Here is a 20,537-nt window from a genome sequence, read left to right on the forward strand (position 1 = left end):
GTGGTAGGGAGCCAAATCGCCATAACTTAAGTAATGCTAGATCTTAATTAAATGGTGTTTGGCTCTTAAGTTGCTAACTAAATTCATCAATATCAATATTAAATTTAGCTAGCTTTCTATAAATTGTCGCTTTTCCTATTTTTAATAAATTAGCCGCTTTTATGGCATTGCCTTTACAGTGTGCAAGGGCATCTCTTATACACTGCTCCTCAACAGTTTCGAGAGGAAGTATTTCTTTAGTAGGAGATACTATATCTGTTATATTAGATTGTCGAGCTTTATTTTGTAAGTGTTTGCTAGTTATTAAGTTTCCTTCACATAAATAATAGGATCTTTCAACTACATTTCTGAGTTCTCGAATATTACCTTGGAAACTTTGCTTTTTTAGACTTTCTATATAAGAAGGATCAATGTATTTAGGATCGCTAGGTTTTTTTGCATTTAATTTGCTTACAAAATTCTGAGCAAAGAGTTCAATGTCTTCATTTCTTTTTTCTAAAGGAATAAGGGCTATATTCATAACATTAAGTCTATAGTAGAGATCTCCTCTAAAATTTTTGTTTTCTATTTCATTAGTCAATACTCTATTTGTTGCGGCGATTACTCTAACGTCTATACTCTTTTCGTATGTTCCGCCTACTCGTGAGATTTTAAGGTTGTCCAAAACTCTAAGGAGCTTAGATTGAATATCTAGAGGAAGTTCACCTATCTCATCTAAAAATATTGTTCCTCCATCTGCAAGTTCAAACTTTCCGGGATTACCTCCCTTAGAAGCTCCTGTAAAAGCACCTTTCTCATAGCCAAAAAGTTCGCTTTCTACAAGTTCTCTCGGGATTGCAGCACAGTTAATTGCAACAAAAGGGCCATCTGCTCTTGAGCTATAATTATGAATAGATTGAGCAAATACCTCTTTTCCTGTGCCGCTTTCCCCTTCTATCAATATGTTGCAGTTGGTTCTAGCAGCCTTTTTTGCAAGTTCAATAGCGCTTCGCATTCCTTCATCTTTAGTGATAATATCATCAAAAGTAAAAGAAGCCTTATATCCAACAACATTATTGACCATTTTATGTAAATTTTTAGTGTCTCTTAAGGATAGAACTAAGCCTATATTTTTTCCTCTTATTCTTACTGGTATTATATTTGTTACACATCTTATTCTGGTACCATTAACAAAAAAGTTTAGATCCTCATCAATATGTTTTTCCCCTGTTAACATAATTGTATTTAAAATATCTTCTTTTAATATTTCGGTAAGAAAAGTTTCGTATAAGGTATCCTCTTTAATTCCTAATATTTTTACAGCTGCAATATTTACTTTTTTTATTAAAAGATTTTCGTCTGTAACAATTAAACCATCCTTTGAGCTATCTAAAATAGCTTGAAGAATAAAAGAAGATATATCGTACTCCAATATACTATCCATATCAATTCTACACATATCATCTACATCTGACCAAAATCCCAAGTCGTTCATATATTTTACCCCCAAAAATCTAATAAAATAAGTATAACATATATTGGCATTAACTTAAATGACGGATTGTTTCAAAGTGATATTTTTTTGCTATATTATCATTGTGGAACGATGTGAAAAATAAAATCATGACTAATAGTATCGTTTTGAGAATGATTCTGTTTCAGAATGAGAGTGAAATGAGGTGTAACGAAACTTTATTAAATTACTTGAAATTAAATGCATCATCTGTGAAAAAACATATATAATACAATTTTATGTTGAATTTAACGTAAATTTATATAATAATTAGTATTAACAAATAAAAAATGAGGTTGGAGGATGAAATATAATGAATTTAGAGTATATAGATCCATTTATCCTAGCCAGTAAGGATATGTTAGCTCAAGTTGCTAATGAAAAGACAGATATAGGAACGTTATTTTTAAGAGACTCGTCTTTTATTGGTGATAATGTTATAATAATAATAGGTATAGCTGGAGGTTTAAAAGGTCAAGTTATTTTTAATTTGTGTAGTGAAGCTGCGTGTAACATTGCATCTCGTATGATGTGTGGAATGCCAGTGACACATCTTGATGAGATAGCCAAATCAGCCATAGGTGAACTAGCTAACATGATTTCGGGAAATGCAGCTACAATATTTGCATCCAAACAAATGGAATTAGATATAACTCCTCCTACTGTTATGATAGGAAATAATATTGAAATATCTACAACAAAATCAAATTCAATTTGTGTGCCATTAGTTATGGAAAGTGGTAATTGCTTCGAAATAAATGTTTCTTTATCAGAAAGTTAGCAATTTGTATGTAAACTCCTTGATTTAAATAAAGAAGTTTCTGAATGTGTATTGCATTCAGAAACTTCATGTTTTTTGCAACTTATTATATGAAAGGCTAAATTGTTAAGGATTTATTAAATAAAAGGAATTTAAAAGTTAGTGTAGAATTTTAAAAATATAGTATATTTTAAAAAGAGGTGAGTTTATGTTAGAGTTAAAAATAAACTTTAATGATATAAATATTTCTAATATAGATGAACATGAATTAACGGAAATCCAAGCTTGGATGGAAGTTGAAAATCAATTTGCCTATGGAGAAGATAGTCTAGAGGAATTATACGAAAGATATTTAGAAAGTTATATAAGTGAATGTGAATTTTTTTTAAAGATAAATAATAAGGATGAGTTAATAGGAATTTTAAAAGGGAGATTGGAATTGAAAAATCCTAATGAGGTTTGGATATGGTTTTTTTATCTTAATCATGAATATAGAAATGCTAGTATAGGTATGAAAATTATACAGGAATTAATGAATTATTTTTTTGATGAATATGGTATAGATATTTATTTTACTAGAATAATTAAAGAAAATGAAGAGAATATTGTGTTTTGGAAAAATATCGGGTTCAAAATAGTTAGAATAGTAAAAGATTTTTATTGTATTGATGGGAAATCGATGGATATGTTAATTATGAAAAAGGTAATAAGTTTATAATTATATAAATATTAATATATAATAGATGTTCTACGACTACTGTTGTGTAGTATTTTTCACAATTTAGTAAAACGTAGAAAATAAGTAGGGGTTTTGGGAAAGTTTATGAAATGGAGGTGAAAAATTGAAATACACAAGATATGATTTGAAAAGAAAAAATGGTAACAAGGTATTTATTTTTATAATGCTTTTAATTTTTGTATTAGCATTTGTATTTGGGACTGTTATTTTTAAAGTCATAATGCGAAACAGTGGAGGTGTAAGTACAGGGAATACAGATATCAGTAATATTAGCGAAACAAAGAATAGTACCAAAGCAACGGATGGTACAACCAGTAATAGTAAAATTATTAAATTTGTAGCAGTACAGGGTGGAATATATAAAAATAAAGAAAATGTAGAAGCGGAGAGAAGCATATTAAATCAGTATGGTACACCTTTTAATATAATAGAGGATAACAAAACTAGAGTCTTTTTGGGTATATATGTTGAAAGTCAAGGAGAACAAGTTATGAAGTCACTGATAGAACAAAAAATAGATAACTCAAAAATGTTGTTTACAATAAACACCAGTGATCTTTGTGATGCTGAAATTGCTGAGATAATAAATGCTAATATACAAATATTAAATAAGCTTGGTGAAAAAAATGTTAAAGCAGTACAGACAGATGATTTAAAAAAATGGTGTACATCTTTAAATAAAGTTAATAGTAATAGTAAGAATATATCTGTACTAAATGAAATTAAGGATCATGTAAATAAAATGCCTAAGGAAATAACTAAAGACAAAGCGGCTGAAAATTACGAATATATATATGTTATTTTAAAGAAAATGAATTCGAAGTAATAGGAATGATTAAAGATGGGAGCAAAAGGTTTCTAATAACCAAGGCTTACCATCTTTTTCGATTGACTTTTTTTAAAATAATTTAAAAAATTTTTTAAACAATAGACTACTATACTTGTTTATAATTTTATTAAATGATAAACTATATTAGATATATTATTAAGGTAGGGGATGTGTACGTGAGAGGGGTTGAAAAAGGCGTAAGTTTTTTATGGTTTGTAATATTTCTGGGGGCAGTATGTGGAAGCCTTATAGGAGACATACTGGGAAATAGCTTGCATATTTTAAGTTTTCTTAAGGATTCTTATGCCATAGGTACGTCAACACCAATAATATTAAATCTTAAAGTTATGACTTTAGCTTTAGGTTTAAATTTTAATATTAATGTTATGACTATAATTGGCATAATTATGGCCATAATACTATACAGGAGATATTAGGAAGTGATATTATGAAAATTATTTTAGCATCAGCTTCTAGTAGAAGACAGGAACTGTTAAATAGGTTGACAGAAAGTTTTGAAATTATAATAAGTGACTTTGATGAAGAATCTATTAAATTTAATGGACAGTGTGATTCTTATGTTATGAGGTTGGCAGAGGGGAAGGCTTTAAATGTCTGCCAAGGCATAAATGATGAAGCAATTATAATAGGATGTGACACAATTGTGTCTTTTAATGGAAAGATACTTGGAAAACCTAAAGATGAAAATGAAGCCTTTGATATGCTTAAGCTTCTAAGTGGAAATACTCATCAAGTTTATTCTGGTATAGCAATTATAAATAGCAAAACTGGAAATGTTAGCAGAGATTTTGTATGTACAGATGTTAAGTTTGACAATTTGTCAGATGATCAGATAAAAAGGTACATAGAAAATGGTGAGTATAAAGATAAGGCAGGTGCTTATGGTATTCAAGGTTATGGTGGAATTTTTGTTGAAGAAATTCATGGTTGCTATTATAATGTTGTAGGGCTTCCTTTAAATAAATTGTCAAAAATGTTAAGGGGAATGGGTATAAATTTATAAAAGGAGTACGAATAGTACATGGAAGAAACTTTTAAAATTATAGATTTACCCGAAAATGAAAGACCTAGAGAGAGGCTTTTTAGGTATGGAGTTGGAGCATTATCTAATTCTGAACTTTTAGCTATAATTTTGAGGTCTGGTAGCAAAAAAGAAAATATATTAAATTTGAGTAGCAGAATTATAAAGAAAAATGGGGGATTAAATGGGCTTTTAAATTCTAACTTGGATGATTTTATGAATGTCCATGGAATTGGAAAGGCAAAAGCTGCGCAGCTTGTAGCTCTTATAGAGCTTTCAAAAAGGTTTAAGTCCTATAAAGATGGAGATGAATATAAGATATCATCACCTAAGGATGCAGTTGAATTAGTTATGGAAGAAATGCGAAGCTTAAAACAGGAATATTTAAAAGTAATTATGCTAAATACAAAAAATATGGTGATTTTTATTAGGGATGTTTCCATTGGAAGTTTAAACTCATCTATAGTGCATCCAAGGGAAGTATTTTGTGATGCTATTAAAAAGAGTAGTGCATCTATAGTTATATGCCATAATCATCCTTCAGGAGACCCTACTCCAAGTAATGAAGATATTAATATAACCTACAGACTAAAAGAGTGCGGAAAGCTACTTGGAATTGATTTATTGGACCACTTAATTATAGGGAATGGAAACTATATAAGTTTAAAGGAAAAAGGAATTTTGTAAAGAGTGAAAGGAGAAATTTTAATGGGAATTTTCGGAATATCAAGAGATATGGGTATCGACTTAGGTACAGCTAATACTTTAATATATGTAAAAGGAAAAGGAATTTTACTTAGGGAACCTTCTGTTGTAGCTATTAATAGCGATGTAAAGAAAGTGCTTGCTGTTGGTGATGAGGCAAAACAGATGATAGGAAGAACTCCTGGAAACATAGTAGCTATAAGACCTATGAAGGATGGTGTAATAGCTGATTTTGATGTAACTCAGACAATGCTTAGAAAGTTTATAGAAAAAATAAGCCCAAAGTCTGCTTTTACAAGCCCTAGAATAGTTGTATGTTTCCCTTCAGGGGTTACTGAAGTTGAAAAAAGAGCTATAGATGAGGCAACAAAACAGGCTGGGGCAAGAGATGTTTTACTTATGGAAGAGCCTATGGCTGCAGCTATTGGAGCAGGACTTCCTGTAAATGAGCCAACAGGAAGCATGATTGTAGATATCGGAGGAGGTACTACAGAAGTTGCTGTAATATCCCTTGGTGGTATTGTTACAAGTAAGTCATTGAGAATTGCAGGAGATGAATTAGATCACGCAATAATAAGCTATATAAAAAAGGAGTATAGCCTTGCAATTGGAGAAAGAACGTCTGAAAATGTTAAAATTGAATTAGGTTCAGCCTTTGATACAGGAGAAGATAGTTCAATGGATATAAGAGGAAGAGACTTAATATCAGGTCTTCCTAAGGTTGTAACCATTACATCAAGTGAAGTAAGAGATGCCTTAAAAGAACCAGTTGCAGCAATTATTGAAGCTATTAAAACAACCCTTGAAAAAACACCACCAGAACTTGCTTCAGATATTATGGACAAAGGAATAATGCTTGCAGGCGGTGGAGCGATGCTTAGAGGGTTAGATCAACTTATAAATAAAGAAACACATATGCCTGTTCATATAGCAGAATCCCCTCTTGATTGTGTTGCATTAGGTGCAGGAAAAGCATTAGATACTATTGATAAAATAGTATCTAGTAGAAAATAGAGAACAAAATGAAGATTTTTAGAAATAAACTGGCGGTAACTATAGTATTACTGTCAGTTACCTTTTTAATTTTAATTTTTAAAACTATCAAGAGTGATAATATTTCTCTTACCGGGAATGGAATAGGTGTAACTTTTAATGCTATACAAGGCGGAATATATAAGTTTAATAGCAAAGTTAAAGATTCTGTAAGCTTTATTTTTAATTTTTCAAATGTAAAAAAAGAGAACGAAGAACTTAGAAAAAAAAATAGTGAACTTGAAAGCAAGGCTCTTGATTATGATTCTCTTAAAGAAGAGAATGAAAAACTAAGAGGCATGCTAAATTTTAAAGATCAGAGATCAGAATATGATTATATAGGTTCTGATATAATAGGTAAAAGTGGTAGCGGTCTATTGGATCAGTTTGTAATAAATAAAGGAAGTAAAGATGGCATTCAGAAACAAATGATAGCAATAACAGAACAGGGGTTAGTAGGTCAGGTTACTTCTACAGGAAGCAACTGGGCAATAGTACAGTCCTTGTCCAACGAAAACTTAGCAGTAAGCGGAACTATAGAAAGTACAAATGATAATGGAGGAATAGTTAAGGGATATAAGGATAGTGATAATAGATTGTTAGCTAAATTATACTATCTTCCCTTAGATTCTAATATCAAAACAGGTGATGTGATTTTAACCTCTGGACTTGGTGGTATCTATCCTAAAGGTATAAGAATAGGTTCAGTAATCAGTGTAGAAGAGGATAAGGGAAAGGTTATGAAAAATGCCATAATTAAACCTTATGTTGACTTTAATAAGCTTGAAGAAGTATTTATAGTTTTACCTAAGAACAAAATAGATGTGAAGTACTAAGGTGATATAGAATGAAAAAAATATTAGTTTTATTCCTTTTGGCAATTTTACTTTTTGTGTTGGATAATGTTTTAATGCCATTTTTAGCTATTAGAACTATTTATCCTAGCCTACTTTTGGTTTTTATAGTTTGTTATTCTATTGTGAATGGAACGTGGGAAGGTCTATGGCTTGGGGTTTTTTCTGGATTGCTTCAAGATGTGTATTTTACAAGTACATTTGGTTTAAATGCTTTTGTAAATATGATTGTGTGCATAATAGCTGGTGTTATAGGTAATAACATATTTAAGGAAAAAATGCTTATTCCTGTAGCGTCTGGTTTTATGCTTAGTTTTGTAAAAGGTATTCTTTTGATATTAATACTATATTTAGGTGGAATATATACAGATGTGAGAAATATATTCTTTGTAAGCACCTATAATACTATTGTGGGTTTTATAATGTACAAAAAAGTATATAGATTTTGTCAAAAAGAATATATGCAGATAAGATGGAAGTTCTAGAGGAATGGTGATTTCATGAAGGGTAATAAGAAGATAGAATTTACTAGATATACTGCTTTAATAGTAATTATGATTATTATATTTACTGCTATTGCCTCAAAACTGTTTAGTCTTCAGGTGCTGAAAGCGGAAGAATATAAGGAAAAAGCGAATAACAGATCTATAAGGGAAATTCCTGATCCAGCACCAAGAGGAAACATTTTAGATAAAAATGGTACTCTCCTAGCGTCAAATACTCAAAGTTATGTATTGGTGTATAACCAAACCGATGACAGCGATAAAACTTTTTTTGATACTATGGACAAGGTTTTTAAAATTCTTGATGAGAGTGGAGAGGCACAGCAAGATGATTTTGAATTAAAGATAAATCCCTTTAGATTTGAGTTTAGAAGTGATGATGCTAAAACAAAACGACTGCTTGAGTTAAGATTCAAGAAAGACAGAGGATTGGATGCGGAAATTCAGAAAAAGCTATTCAGTAACAAAAAGGATAAATTGACAGAAGAGGATCAAAACAAAATAGATGAAGAGTTACTTAAGATAACTCCAGAGGATACTTTTAAAAAGCTTGTAAAACAATACAAAATAGATGAAAGTAAGTATTCTTTAGAAGAGCAAAGAAGATTTATGATAGTTAAAGATACTCTTAAAATGCAGAGTTTTTCTGGATATAAACCTGTAACAGTAGCTGTTAACATAAAGAAGGATACCGCATTTAAATTCTTGCAGATATTAAATGAATTACCAGGTATAGATGTAACTACTCAGCCTATAAGAACATATCCTTACGGAGAGTTAGGCTCATCTTTCTTAGGATATATATCAAAAATAAGTTCAGATCAAGATAAATATCAAGAAAAAGGATATGATGTAAGTACTGATTACGTAGGAGCAGCTGGTATTGAAGGTGTTTTTGAAGATAGACTTAAAGGTTCAAAGGGTGGAAGAATTGTAAAACTTAATAGACAGGGCAGAGTGACTGCAGAACTTGGAAGAAGAGACTCCTATCCAGGTCAAAGTATTCAGCTTACTATTGACAAGGATGTGCAGGCTGCAGCAGAAAATGCTTTGGATGCGAAAATGAAAGAATTAAGAGATAACCCTTTTGCTCAGTATAGATCAAACACCGCTAATGCAACAAGAGGAGCAGCAGTAGCAATTGATATTAATACAGGAGCTATACTAGCTTTAGTCAGTAGACCTGGATATGATCCTAACTTATTTGCAGCACCAGGGAGGTTATCATCGGAGGACTATAATAAGTTTTTTAGTCCAGATTTGACTCAGTTTGGTATGCAGTACATTCAACAGAGAGGCTTAATGTCATACTATCCTGGAAAAAGCGAAGATGACGTGCTAAATATGCTATTTCCACTGGATAAAAGCATACAAAATAATACAACTATAAGGCAAGATCTCTATGATATATATCCTAAGCCATTTTTTAATTATGCAACTCAATCACTAGTGCCTCCAGGGTCTACTTTTAAACCACTTACTGCAATTGCTGGGCTTGAAAGTGGAGTAATAACTCCATATTACGGTATGTATGACAATGGAACCTTTGATAAAGGTGGCGGACATATTTATCAATTTATACTTGATGGAGCTAATGGGTGGGTAGATTTAACAAAGGCTATAGAAAAATCAAGTAATCCTTATTTTATGACTGTCGGTAAGCTTCTTAGAACTGCTTTTGGGGATGATTCCTTAGCTAAATATGCCTGGAAATTTGGACTAGGAAAAGATCCTAACTCTAATGTTAAAGCATCTACAGGAATAGAGATACCTGAGAATTTTGGGCAGGTGTACAATAGTACTTCTGCGAAAAACAGTGCTGCCAATATTTACTTGTGGAAAACTATGTCAACTCTTAAAAATGGTAGTGATGATAGGGGAAATAGTTTCACCTCTATAGATTTATATGATAATGATAAGGATTCTGATAAAGTTAAGGGATTAAAAAGTGATATTAAAAAGTCGATACAAAATGCTATAAAAGAAGGAAGTTCTGCTTTTGACAAGTCAAATTACAAAAAAATGTTCTCAGATTTAATACAGTCAGACTCTCAATATAGTGGAAAAGATATTACTGATAAACAAATTGGGAAAATAATTGATATTATATATTATATAGCTGTTTCGGATGCTAATAGTCAGTTAAGAGGCGGGTTTAATATGTATGATGCTTCTATAGGTCAAGGTATGGACCAATTTACTCCTATACAGATGGTAAATTACATTGCAACTCTTGTTAATGGTGGAACAAGATATAAGGTTCATTTAGTAGATAAATTCTTAGATGCTGATGGAAAGGTAATAGAAGAGGTAAAGCCTGAAGTAATAGAACAAACGGGAGTTAAGCCTGAAAATATAGAAGCAGTTAAAGCAGGGATGGCTGCCGTTAATGAAAAGGGTACTGCTGCAGGAGCGTTTCAAAATTTCCCTATAAAAACCGGTGGAAAAACTGGTACGGCGAGTTTAACTAATCAGGAAAGTTTCGGAAGAACAGACTACGCTGAATATGTGGGATTTGCACCTTTAGATACTCCTCAGATAGCTGTATGTGTTATGATATTTGATGGTGGTCAGGGAGCTCAAGCTGCTTATGTAGCAAGGGATATATATTCCGCATACTTTAAATTGAATAATACACAGAATAGCAGTCAGGCTGCAAATGCCGAAAATAACGGATAAAACGAAACAAATGCAGCTGCTATTTCAAACTAGCTGTTAATCAAAAATTAAGAAAAGATATATACACACATAGAGTGCTTGTATATATCTTTTTTAAAAATAAAATTAATTTAAAAATAAAATTAAAATTTAGAAGGATTTAGGGGTCTTGTGTTGAAATATAAGATGTGGTGATTTATCCGATGACTATCCGCTCTAATACTCCCTCTTCTCAAAGAGTACGTTGCGAGCGGCTACGTCCCTGGATTCGTTCAACTAAGAATCAGGTCGGGGTTGAAACCCCATCTGATTCAAGTTTCCACTTCATTGGAGGTCTAATATGGATGATAATATAATAATTAAAGGTAACAGAGATGGAATAAATGCAATTATTAATATGAATAAATTTAAAGACTTTGACGAGATGCTGGAAGCTTTAATTAGGAGACTATCTGTAGGAAAAGTGTTTTATAAAGGATCTGCTATTAAAATAACCACTGAGATGAAGTATATAAATGAAAAACAGTTTCGTAAGTTAAAGAATATTTTGTTTGAACAATTTTTAATTAAGGACTGCATATTCGAGGATAAGGAAGAAAAAAGCAGCAAAACATTTACAGGTATTTATGAAGGGCGCACAAAGTTTTTAAGAAAGACTATAAGAAGTGGACAAGTTATAAATTACTCAGGAAATGTAGTTATAATCGGAGATGTAAATGCAGGTTCTGAAATATATGCTGGAGGGAACATAATAGTTCTTGGTGCTCTAAGGGGATACGCACATGCGGGATTTGGAGGAAACTCTAAGGCTATAGTTGCTGCATTTTATTTGCAACCAGAAATATTACAAATTGCAGATATCATGACTAGATCCCCAGAAGATAGCCCTAAACCTCAGTATCCGGAAGTTGCAAGAGTGAAAGGCGAGACAATTATTGTGGAACCATATTTGCTTAATAAGTTTATTTAATGGAGGTAGTAGAAATGGGAGAATCTATAGTAGTAACATCAGGTAAAGGCGGAGTAGGAAAGACAACTACTACAGCTAATATTGGTACAGGGTTAGCGGCGTTAGGTAAAAGTGTTGTTGTTATTGATGGTGACACTGGACTTAGAAATCTTGATGTTTTGATGGGACTTGAAAATAGAATAGTTTTTACATTGTTAGATGTAATAGAAAATAAATGTAGGCTAAAGCAGGCGCTAATAAAAGACAAAAGACTTCCTAATCTTTGTTTATTACCTACAGCACAAACAAGAGATAAGGATGATGTGAGTCCAGAACAAATGTTAAACTTGGTAACGGAATTAAAGAAAGAATTTGATTATGTTATAATAGACTGTCCAGCGGGCATTGAACAGGGATTTGAAAATGCAATAGTTGGGGCAGATAGAGCATTAATTGTTGTAAATCCTGAGGTAACCTCTGTAAGAGATTCAGATAGAGTCATAGGGAAACTAGATGCTAGAGGGCTGGAAAATCATCATTTGATAATAAATAGAATAAATTATCAGATGACTAAAAATGGTGATATGTTAGATGTAAATGATATATTAGACAGTTTGGCAATAAAGTTAATAGGGGTAGTACCTGATGATAGAACTATTACTGTCTCAACTAATAAAGGAGAGCCAATAGTTTTAGATAATAAGGCATTTGCAGGACAGGCTTTTAGAAATATTGCAAGAAGAATAACTGGGGACACAATACCGTTTATGGATTTAAGTAGCAATCAAGAAAGTTTCTTCTCATCACTAAAGAAAATATTTGGTATAAAATAAGGGGGGAGTAAGATGGACTTGTTTAAGATATTTTCCACAAAGACTTCCTCAAAGGATGTAGCGAAGGAAAGATTAAGATTGATTCTAATACATGATAGGGCAAATATATCACCGGAATTATTAGAATCTATAAAAGAAGACATTCTTGCGGTACTTTCAAAATATGTTGAAATCGATAATGGTGAAGTAGATGTTAAAATGACAACTACAGAAGAGATACAGGGAGATACACCTGCCTTAATTGCTAGTATTCCAATAAAAAGAATGAAAACTAATTTATAAGGTTATGCACAAAGTGAAATTTAAAATTGGATAGAATTATAGGCTCTATTCAATTTTGGTTGTATGAATCCGAGGCTGAGCAACATTGAAAAACAAGGAAATTGTTGTTTAGCCATCGGATAAAATTGTGCATAGCTTTTTTTTTTCTATATGGTATAATCTTATTTATAATGGAGGGGGATACTATGCTAGAAAGGTTCCAGATTAGTAGAAAGCTTTTGAGAGAATTAGACATTACTGTAATAATAACAGTAATAGTTTTAGGGATATTTAGTTCAATAAATGTTTATAGTGCCACTCACTTAAAGTTTGGCAATTATTATTTAAAAGCTCAGCTCATTTGGTTAATTGCAGGACTATTTTTGACATATTTCATTTTGATATTTGATTATTCTATTATTCAAAGTTATGCTAACATAATTTATTGGTTTGGTGTATTTTTGCTTGTGTTGAATGATACCATATTTAAATCAACAGTCAATGGAGCATCTTCCTGGATGAAAATAGGTTCTTTTTCAATGCAGCCATCTGAATTTGCAAAGCTTGGTATGATAATAATGCTAGCTAAACAGTTAAGTGACATAGAAGGAAAAATAAATGACTTAAGGAACTTCGTTAAGTTAACAGCATATGCGGCTTTGCCGATGGGTCTAATAATTATTCAGCCAGATATGGGAATGACAATGGTTTGCTTTTTTATTGTACTGGGAATTTATTTTGCATCAGGTTTAAATCTAAAGATAATAGGAGGAGGCATTGCAGGGGTAATAGCTACTATTGCTATAGTTTGGAATTCACCTCTTATGGAAGCATACTGGAAAACTAGGTTGTTATCTTTCTTAAATCCGGAAGCAGATGAATTAGGTTCAGGCCTTCAGCTTATACAATCACAAATTGGAATTGGCTCTGGTGGAATTTTGGGAAAAGGATTTTTAAAAGGTACTCAAATATCAGGAGGATTTATTCCTGAAGCGCATACAGATTTTATATTTTCAGTTGTAGGAGAAGAGTGGGGGCTCATTGGGGCAATAGTATTATTGTTTTTCTATGGGATACTTATATATAAACTCATAGGTATTGCAAAAAACTCCAAGGATTTATTTGGATCAGTCATTTGTGTGGGGGTAATATCCACTTTGTTATTTTCTGTATTACAGAATATAGGCATGACCATAGGTTTAATGCCTATAACAGGTATTACATTACCGTTCATGAGCTATGGAGGTAGTTCTATGTTAACAAGTTTTATGAGTTTAGGACTTGTTTTAAATATAGGAATGAGAAGAAAGAAAATTAATTTTTAGGGGGAATCTATGTTATGAAAATTGCACTAATTGCACATGATAAAAAGAAGGATGATATGGTGGACTTCGTAAAAAGGTACAAAGATATTTTCCAAGATCACCAACTATTTGCCACTGGTACTACAGGAGGACTTATAACCGAAATAGTTGGGTTAAAGGTGCATAGGTTTCTTTCAGGCCCATTAGGTGGGGATCAGCAAATAGGAGGAAAAGTGGCTGAAGGAGATATGGATTTTGTAATATTTTTGAGAGATTCGCTTACTTCACAACCACATGAACCAGATATTTCTGCACTTTTAAGAATATGTGATGTTCATTGTGTACCTCTTGCAACTAACCTTGCATCAGCTGAAGTTTTTATAAAGGCACTTAGAAGTCACAAAGATTCAGAATAACTACGGACATGCCCTGATGACATATGTTGTTAGGGTTTTTTCTATTTTAAAATCATAAAATATAGGAAAACAAAATATATATATAACAGTACATACGAAAAGAATTCTGTGAGTGAACAAAATATTAAAAATTGGGGGTCTGGTTCTTTATGGGAAATTATAATTCACAATATGAGGATTACTATAGTTCTTTAAAGAAAAAAAATAGGATACGAAATTCTCCATATCAACATATGGGCTATAATAACATTGATACTAGAAAGCCTAAAGGAAAGTATTGGGTTAGAAGAATCACCAGAGACTTGATTGGAGTTCTGATACTTTTTCTTTTTATTATAGGATGTAAGATATTAGTGACCCCTGAAACTCAAAATGTTTATAATTATTCTAAAAATGTTTTAAATCAAAATTTTAATTATGAAGATCTAATGGAAAAGGCTAAAACTGTTGATCTAACAAAACTGCAGGGCAAGTTCACAAATATAATTCAACAGATAAGAAGTAAGATAACAGGCAATCAAAGTGCTACAACAAAGATTAAGAATGAATTTATTGTGCCAGTGAACGGAGTAGAGACTTCTGATTATGGGTATAGAGAAGACCCTATAACAAAGGAAAAAAAGTTTCATGCTGGTATAGATATAGATGCTAAAGAAAATACAGATGTATTGGCTGCTTATGATGGAAAGGTAAAAGAATGTGGTCTGGATGGACAACTTGGAAACTATGTTTTAATTGATCATGGTGGGGGGATTGAAACTAAATATGGACATCTAAACAAAATACTTGTAAAAAAAGAAGATGCGGTAAAAAAAAGTCAGGTTATAGCCAAAAGTGGAAATACGGGCAAATCTACTGGACCGCATCTTCATTTTGAGCTTTTATACATGGGGGAAAATGAAGATCCAAATCAATATTTTAATATAATTAAAAAATAATGAGTAGGAGTAGTTTGGTGATTAAGGTAAGTAAGTATTTCATTCCTTATGTAATATTTTTAATTATTATAGGATACAAAGGACAGTTGTTATATGTTTTTCTTATTGTAATAGTGCATGAGATGATGCACTATGTTACTGCTAGATACTTCGGATTTTCAGGTTTTGATATAGAACTTATAGTAGTTGGTGCTGTGTTGAAATTTAGGGATTTAGATGATGCTACACCAAAAGAAGATTTAATTATATCTGCATCAGGACCTATGAGCAACATAGCTTTAGCTGTGATTTTTTATTTTTTATATAAAAACTTTCCTAGTAACGATTTGTATATGTTGATTGCAGGAAACTTAGCTATAGGAATTTTTAATTTAATACCTGCATTTCCTTTAGATGGAGGAAGAATATTAAGGGATTTATTAAACTTTAGATTCACATACAAGAAGTCTAATAAAATTGTGATGATTTTAAGTATTATTATTGGGATTTTACTTATGCTTTTATATGTTTTTATGTTTTTAAAAGGCAGTACTAACTTTAATTTGGGAATAATAGGTTTGTTTATAATAATATCATCACTAAAAGAAAATGAAAGGGTATCATATATAATTATGGGAGATATTATAAGGAAAAAGTATAAATTTACGAAGAAGGGATATATTGATAATAGGAATACCTCTGTGTATTACAAACAGGATTTATTATGTGCAATGAGTTTATTTGACAAGAATAAATACAATATATTTACTATTTTAGATGAAGAAATGAGAGTTATAGATATAATTTATGAAGAAGAAATAATTAATGCTCTTAAATTATATGGTAATATAACAATAGAGGAATTTATGAAAATTGAAGATAAATCTAAATAATTGACAATTGATTTTATTTAATTGTCAATTATAGTTTACACCACTTTACAAGAAAATTAACTAACCTCATCTAAATATATTAAGGAATTAATTGCCTCTAAAGCTTCTTGATTAATATTGCTCTTTTGTATCTTTTGCACGAAAGTGCTTAATATTAATTCTTTTGATATTTGGTAAGAGATAGCATTTTTAATTTCTTGAGGACTTTGAAATTTATATTTAGAAAAAGACTTATGAATAAAAGGCAATATTACTACAAAGCTATAGGCGATAGCCAGTAAATTAGTATAATTTTCTATTGCCTTTTTATTTCGTACCATGTAGTTACCAAAAGACCAAAAGAATTTATGTTGATAGAAAAACACTTCTATATTCCATCTGAATTTATATGCAAAAAATGGAATAAGAGTTGGTCTTTCTTTATCAGCTTTACATTCATCTACAGTATAGTTTTTAAAAATTTGTATATCTGATGGCTCTATGGAGCAAATATAAACTCTTACAGATGAGAATTTATCTACATCTGTAGTTGTTACTGTTACTATAACAGGTTCATTAAACAAATTTGTTAAAACCTTTTTAGTTGCAATATAGTAGTCATCCTCTTTAGTGTAGTCAAAATCTCTAATATTAAGTTTTAAACCTTTCTTTCTTGGGCGTCCTCTTTTTCCAGTAGGTTCTGGACATAAATCATATATGCTGGTATCAGAACGGACTGCCCCTATGATAGAAAGATTGGTATAATTTCTGAACATATTTAGAAAAGGTCTTTTAGTGTACCAACTATCGCATAACACTATAACTTGGTAATCTAATAGTAACAGCATAATGTTTTGTATCATCTTACCAGCTATTTCAAGTTTGGTTTCACTCTTATCATAGAGTTTATATCCAACTGGCAATGTAAGGTATTTGATTTTACCACAAAAGAGTATAGGGATGCTTATAACCAATGATACAAAGCAATGTCCATTTAAGAAAGAGGTGCCATCATGCTTTGTATGGTCAAAAAGCTTACCGTAACAATCAAACTTATCTCCAAATTTAGCTTGAAGTGTGTCATCTATAATTAAGAATATAGTTATAGTAGACTTAAGCTCTTCGGGAATAAGTGAGATTGCTATTTTTACTGTTGCAAACATTAAGCTCTCTATCGAGAAGTTTGTATAGGATAAAAAATAATAAAAGCTATTAAGAACTTTATTCCAATACTTTTTGATAAAATTGTCATATAAAAATTTTATAGAACGAACTTCTTGAGTTGAAAGCATAGCAGTAACAAGTAAAATAAATATATGAAAGCTCCGCTTATTGAAGATGGAGCGATATTTACTTAAATAATTTTCTATTGTTTTAATTGTTGATTTTTCGTCAATACTAATCATAGTACTAGATACCTCCTAATCAGTGCTGGTTTGCTCAATATTAGTATTGATAATTAAGAGGTATTTGGTACGTTGTATTTTTTGGTAACTTAAATTACTTGTAAAGTGGTGTTATAGTTTAGGGAAGAATTTATATTTTTAATTTTTGACTTAGTGTGTTAGAATATGAAGTGAAACTTAAAGCATATGGGTTTTGTCTGCGACTACGGGGCTTTGCCCGTTAAATACCATTTAGGTATTTAATCTCCATATGCTTTTTAGCTGAACGAATCCAGGAACTTAGTGCCACTTGTCTCGGCGCTTGTAAAAGCGAGGGGATTAGTGGCAGTTAGTTATTGGAAAAAATATGACAAACACAAGAGGAGGATTTTTAATGAACAAAATTTCTGATGATATATTGTTTAAAGTAGAAAAACCTACAAGATATATAGGTGGAGAAATTAATTCCTATAATAAGGATACAGATAAAGTAGATATTCGTTTTGCATTTTGTTTTCCAGATGTTTATGAAGTGGGCATGTCACACTTAGGTACTAGAATCCTTTATCATGTCTTAAACGAAAGAGAAGATACTTTCTGCGAGAGAGTTTTCGCACCATGGACTGATATGGAAAGTCTTATGAGACAGAATAACATACCTCTATATGGTTTAGAGAGTAAGGATTCGATAAAAGATTTTGACTTTGTAGGATTTACTCTTCAGTACGAAATGAGCTATACAAATATTTTAAATATGCTAGATTTAGCTGGAATACCTATTAGGGCATCTGAAAGAGGAGAAGATGCTCCTATAGTTATGTGTGGAGGTCCTTGTGCCTATAATCCTGAACCTCTTTATGATATAGCAGACTTCTTTGCTATAGGTGAAGGTGAGGAACAGATGAATGAAATTATGGATCTTTATGGAAAATATAAAGGTAAGGGTCAAAAAAAAGAGTTCTTAAGAGAGTTATCTCATATAGAAGGAATATATGTGCCATCGCTTTATGAAGTAGAATACAATGAAGATGGAACAATCAAAGAATTCAAGCCTTTATATGATGATGTACCAGCAAAGGTTAAGAAAAGAATAATCAAAAACTTTAATGATGTAGCATATCCAATAGATAAGTTCTTGGTTCCTTATGGTGAGATAGTTCATGATAGAATAGTATTAGAAACTTTTAGAGGATGTACTAGAGGATGTAGATTCTGTCAGGCAGGCATTATATATAGACCTGTAAGAGAAAAGAAAACAGATAAGCTCTTAGAAATGGCTGAGCAATTAATAAAAAGCACGGGATACTCAGAGTTATCACTGACATCTTTAAGTATATGTGACTATTCTGATTTACAAAATCTAATACACAGGCTTATAGAAAAACATGAAAAAGACAAAGTTGGAGTTTCACTGCCATCTCTTAGAATAGATTCATTCTCTGTAGATTTAATAAATGAGATACAGAAAGTGAGAAAAACTGGACTGACTTTTGCACCAGAGGCAGGCACTCAAAGAATGAGAGATATTATAAACAAGGGTGTAACAGAAGAAAACTTAATAGATTCTGCAAGAAGTGCCTTTGAATCAGGTTGGTCTACTATTAAGCTATACTTTATGATAGGTCTTCCTTATGAAACTATTGAAGATGTAGTAGGAATAGCGGATTTAGCTCAAAAGGTTGTAGATCAGTATTTTGCTGTTCCAAAGGAAAAAAGGAAAAAGGGGTTAAAGGTTACAGTGAGCACATCTATTTTTGTACCTAAACCATTTACTCCATTCCAATGGATTCCACAAATAAAAATGGATGATGTAAGAGAAGAAATAAAAGCTTTAAGAAGCTCTATAAAGAGCAGGAATATCAGTTATAATTGGCATGAAACTCCAGTAAGTTACTTAGAAGCTGTTTTTGCTAGAGGTGATAGAAGGCTTTGTGATGTGCTTATTAAGGCATTCCAAAAAGGTGCTAAGTTTGATGGTTGGTCAGAATATTTTAACTTCGACATATGGATGGAGGCCTTCAAAGAATGTGGAATCGATGGAGATTTCTATTCCTATAGAGACAGAAGCTATGATGAAGTATTACCATGGGACTTTATAGATGTGGGAATAAACAAAAAGTTCCTAATAGGAGAAAATGAAAGAGCAAAGAAAGCAGAAATAACTCCGGATTGCAGGTTAGGTTGTGAGAATTGTGGAGTAAATGTTAACTTAGAAGGGAAGTGTTTTGAAGGTGCGTTATTTAATAAAGTTCAGTAAGGAAGGTAACATAAAATTTGTAGCTCACTTAGATTTAATGAGAACAATTCAGAGAATGCTTAGGAGATCAGGACTTCCTATACAATATTCTAAGGGTTTTAATCCACATATAAATTTATCTTTAGCTCAACCACTAGCAGTAGGTGTATACTCCTCTGGTGATTATATGGATGTTGGTTTTGAAGAAGAGATAGATGAGAATGTAATAAAGGAAAAGTTAAATGCTAGTGCACCTGCAGGGGTAAAAGTCTTTGAGGCTAAAAAAATAAAAGAGGAGCAAAATAAAAAGGTATTTAAATCCATGGCAGCAATTGACGCTGCAAAATATCGTATAAGGATAAAATACAATAATGTAGATTCTCTAAATGAAGATATAGAAAAATTGCTAAGCTTGAAAGAGTGGAATACTATTAAGAAGACAAAGACTAAAGAAGGTGAAGTAGATATAAGATCGCAGGTGAAAGACTTTGATTATAATATAGTAGACAACATTTTAGCTATACGTACCATTATATCCTGTGGTAGTAGAGAAAATTTATCTGCAGAGCTTTTAGCAAAGTTTATACAAGAAAATACAAGAGAAGCAAATAAGGATGCCTTTGTTGATATAAAAAGAGAAGAAATGTATGCTGAAGTCAAGAAAAAGCTAGTACCACTTTATAAGTATGCAGAAATGATATAAAGGCAGATCAGGAGTTAAGGTTTTTTTTCTATTAATCCTTAACTCAA

General features: G+C 31.6%; 21 protein-coding genes. 19 read left to right on the forward strand and 2 right to left on the reverse strand.

Translation table 11 applies throughout. The features are described from left to right. Positions 1-73: 73 nt before the first annotated feature. Complete coding sequence (locus CLMAG_RS04280; RefSeq protein ID WP_082831791.1) at positions 74-1,474, reverse strand: sigma-54 interaction domain-containing protein; 1,401 nt, start codon at positions 1,472-1,474, stop codon at positions 74-76. A 331-nt stretch (positions 1,475-1,805) separates the two neighbouring features. Between CLMAG_RS04280 and CLMAG_RS04285 the strand changes: the two genes are divergently transcribed. The 17 genes from CLMAG_RS04285 (at position 1,806) to CLMAG_RS04365 (ending at position 16,187) form a co-directional block, all read left to right on the forward strand. Further along, entirely contained in the window at positions 1,806-2,273 is a 468-nt protein-coding gene (locus tag CLMAG_RS04285; protein WP_066618344.1) for a chemotaxis protein CheX, read from the forward strand. Between the two features lie 187 nt (positions 2,274-2,460). Next, positions 2,461-2,970 (forward strand): GNAT family N-acetyltransferase, encoded by a 510-nt coding sequence (locus CLMAG_RS04290; RefSeq protein ID WP_066618351.1) that lies wholly within the window; start codon positions 2,461-2,463, stop codon positions 2,968-2,970. Positions 2,971-3,094: 124 nt separating this feature from the next. Beyond that, the gene (locus tag CLMAG_RS04295; protein WP_066618353.1) at positions 3,095-3,817 is read left to right on the forward strand and encodes a hypothetical protein; all 723 of its coding nucleotides are present in this window, start codon (positions 3,095-3,097) and stop codon (positions 3,815-3,817) included. Positions 3,818-3,996: 179 nt separating this feature from the next. Beyond that, positions 3,997-4,257, forward strand: a complete 261-nt coding sequence (locus CLMAG_RS04300) for a DUF4321 domain-containing protein (protein ID WP_066618355.1) — start codon at positions 3,997-3,999, stop codon at positions 4,255-4,257. An 11-nt stretch (positions 4,258-4,268) separates the two neighbouring features. After that, positions 4,269-4,844, forward strand: coding sequence for a Maf-like protein (locus tag CLMAG_RS04305; protein ID WP_066618356.1), 576 nt, complete (start codon positions 4,269-4,271; stop codon positions 4,842-4,844). 18 nt (positions 4,845-4,862) lie between these two features. After that, positions 4,863-5,549, forward strand: coding sequence for a RadC family protein (gene radC / locus CLMAG_RS04310; RefSeq protein WP_066618358.1), 687 nt, complete (start codon positions 4,863-4,865; stop codon positions 5,547-5,549). Between the two features lie 21 nt (positions 5,550-5,570). Further along, entirely contained in the window at positions 5,571-6,581 is a 1,011-nt protein-coding gene (locus CLMAG_RS04315; protein ID WP_066618360.1) for a rod shape-determining protein, read from the forward strand. An 8-nt stretch (positions 6,582-6,589) separates the two neighbouring features. Continuing rightward, the gene (mreC, locus tag CLMAG_RS04320; RefSeq protein WP_066618362.1) at positions 6,590-7,435 is read left to right on the forward strand and encodes a rod shape-determining protein MreC; all 846 of its coding nucleotides are present in this window, start codon (positions 6,590-6,592) and stop codon (positions 7,433-7,435) included. An 11-nt stretch (positions 7,436-7,446) separates the two neighbouring features. After that, complete coding sequence (gene mreD, locus CLMAG_RS04325) at positions 7,447-7,938, forward strand: rod shape-determining protein MreD (RefSeq protein WP_066618365.1); 492 nt, start codon at positions 7,447-7,449, stop codon at positions 7,936-7,938. A 15-nt stretch (positions 7,939-7,953) separates the two neighbouring features. Then, positions 7,954-10,635, forward strand: coding sequence for a penicillin-binding transpeptidase domain-containing protein (locus tag CLMAG_RS04330; protein ID WP_066618370.1), 2,682 nt, complete (start codon positions 7,954-7,956; stop codon positions 10,633-10,635). Between the two features lie 319 nt (positions 10,636-10,954). Next, positions 10,955-11,584: a septum site-determining protein MinC gene (minC, locus tag CLMAG_RS04335; protein WP_066618371.1), complete on the forward strand. Its 630-nt coding sequence runs from the start codon at positions 10,955-10,957 to the stop codon at positions 11,582-11,584. Positions 11,585-11,598: 14 nt separating this feature from the next. Continuing rightward, on the forward strand, positions 11,599-12,396 hold the full coding sequence (gene minD, locus CLMAG_RS04340) for a septum site-determining protein MinD (RefSeq protein WP_066618372.1): 798 nt from the start codon (positions 11,599-11,601) through the stop codon (positions 12,394-12,396). A gap of 12 nt (positions 12,397-12,408) precedes the next feature. After that, positions 12,409-12,678, forward strand: a complete 270-nt coding sequence (gene minE, locus CLMAG_RS04345) for a cell division topological specificity factor MinE (protein WP_066618373.1) — start codon at positions 12,409-12,411, stop codon at positions 12,676-12,678. Between the two features lie 185 nt (positions 12,679-12,863). Further along, positions 12,864-13,982 (forward strand): rod shape-determining protein RodA, encoded by a 1,119-nt coding sequence (gene rodA, locus CLMAG_RS04350; protein ID WP_066618375.1) that lies wholly within the window; start codon positions 12,864-12,866, stop codon positions 13,980-13,982. A 14-nt stretch (positions 13,983-13,996) separates the two neighbouring features. After that, the gene (mgsA, locus tag CLMAG_RS04355; RefSeq protein WP_066618376.1) at positions 13,997-14,377 is read left to right on the forward strand and encodes a methylglyoxal synthase; all 381 of its coding nucleotides are present in this window, start codon (positions 13,997-13,999) and stop codon (positions 14,375-14,377) included. A 149-nt stretch (positions 14,378-14,526) separates the two neighbouring features. After that, positions 14,527-15,315 carry a M23 family metallopeptidase gene (locus CLMAG_RS04360; RefSeq protein WP_066618378.1) on the forward strand — a complete coding sequence of 263 codons (789 nt, stop codon included), beginning with the start codon at positions 14,527-14,529 and terminating at the stop codon, positions 15,313-15,315. A 17-nt stretch (positions 15,316-15,332) separates the two neighbouring features. After that, a complete protein-coding gene (locus tag CLMAG_RS04365; protein WP_066618380.1) occupies positions 15,333-16,187 on the forward strand; it encodes a M50 family metallopeptidase in 855 nt (284 codons plus the stop codon). 56 nt (positions 16,188-16,243) lie between these two features. Here the strand turns inward: CLMAG_RS04365 and CLMAG_RS04370 are convergent, their stop codons facing one another. Beyond that, positions 16,244-17,572 carry an IS701 family transposase gene (locus CLMAG_RS04370; RefSeq protein WP_082831782.1) on the reverse strand — a complete coding sequence of 443 codons (1,329 nt, stop codon included), beginning with the start codon at positions 17,570-17,572 and terminating at the stop codon, positions 16,244-16,246. A 373-nt stretch (positions 17,573-17,945) separates the two neighbouring features. On the opposite strand from CLMAG_RS04370, the gene CLMAG_RS04375 reads away from it, so the two are divergent. Both CLMAG_RS04375 and CLMAG_RS04380 read left to right on the forward strand, forming a co-directional pair. Further along, on the forward strand, positions 17,946-19,808 hold the full coding sequence (locus CLMAG_RS04375; RefSeq protein WP_066618381.1) for a TIGR03960 family B12-binding radical SAM protein: 1,863 nt from the start codon (positions 17,946-17,948) through the stop codon (positions 19,806-19,808). Continuing rightward, on the forward strand, positions 19,777-20,490 hold the full coding sequence (locus CLMAG_RS04380; protein WP_066618386.1) for a TIGR03936 family radical SAM-associated protein: 714 nt from the start codon (positions 19,777-19,779) through the stop codon (positions 20,488-20,490). The genes CLMAG_RS04375 and CLMAG_RS04380 overlap by 32 nt, the downstream gene beginning before the upstream one ends. Positions 20,491-20,537 lie beyond the last annotated feature (47 nt).

Source organism: Clostridium magnum DSM 2767 (assembly GCF_001623875.1).
GTDB classification, from domain to species: domain Bacteria; phylum Bacillota; class Clostridia; order Clostridiales; family Clostridiaceae; genus Clostridium_AM; species Clostridium_AM magnum.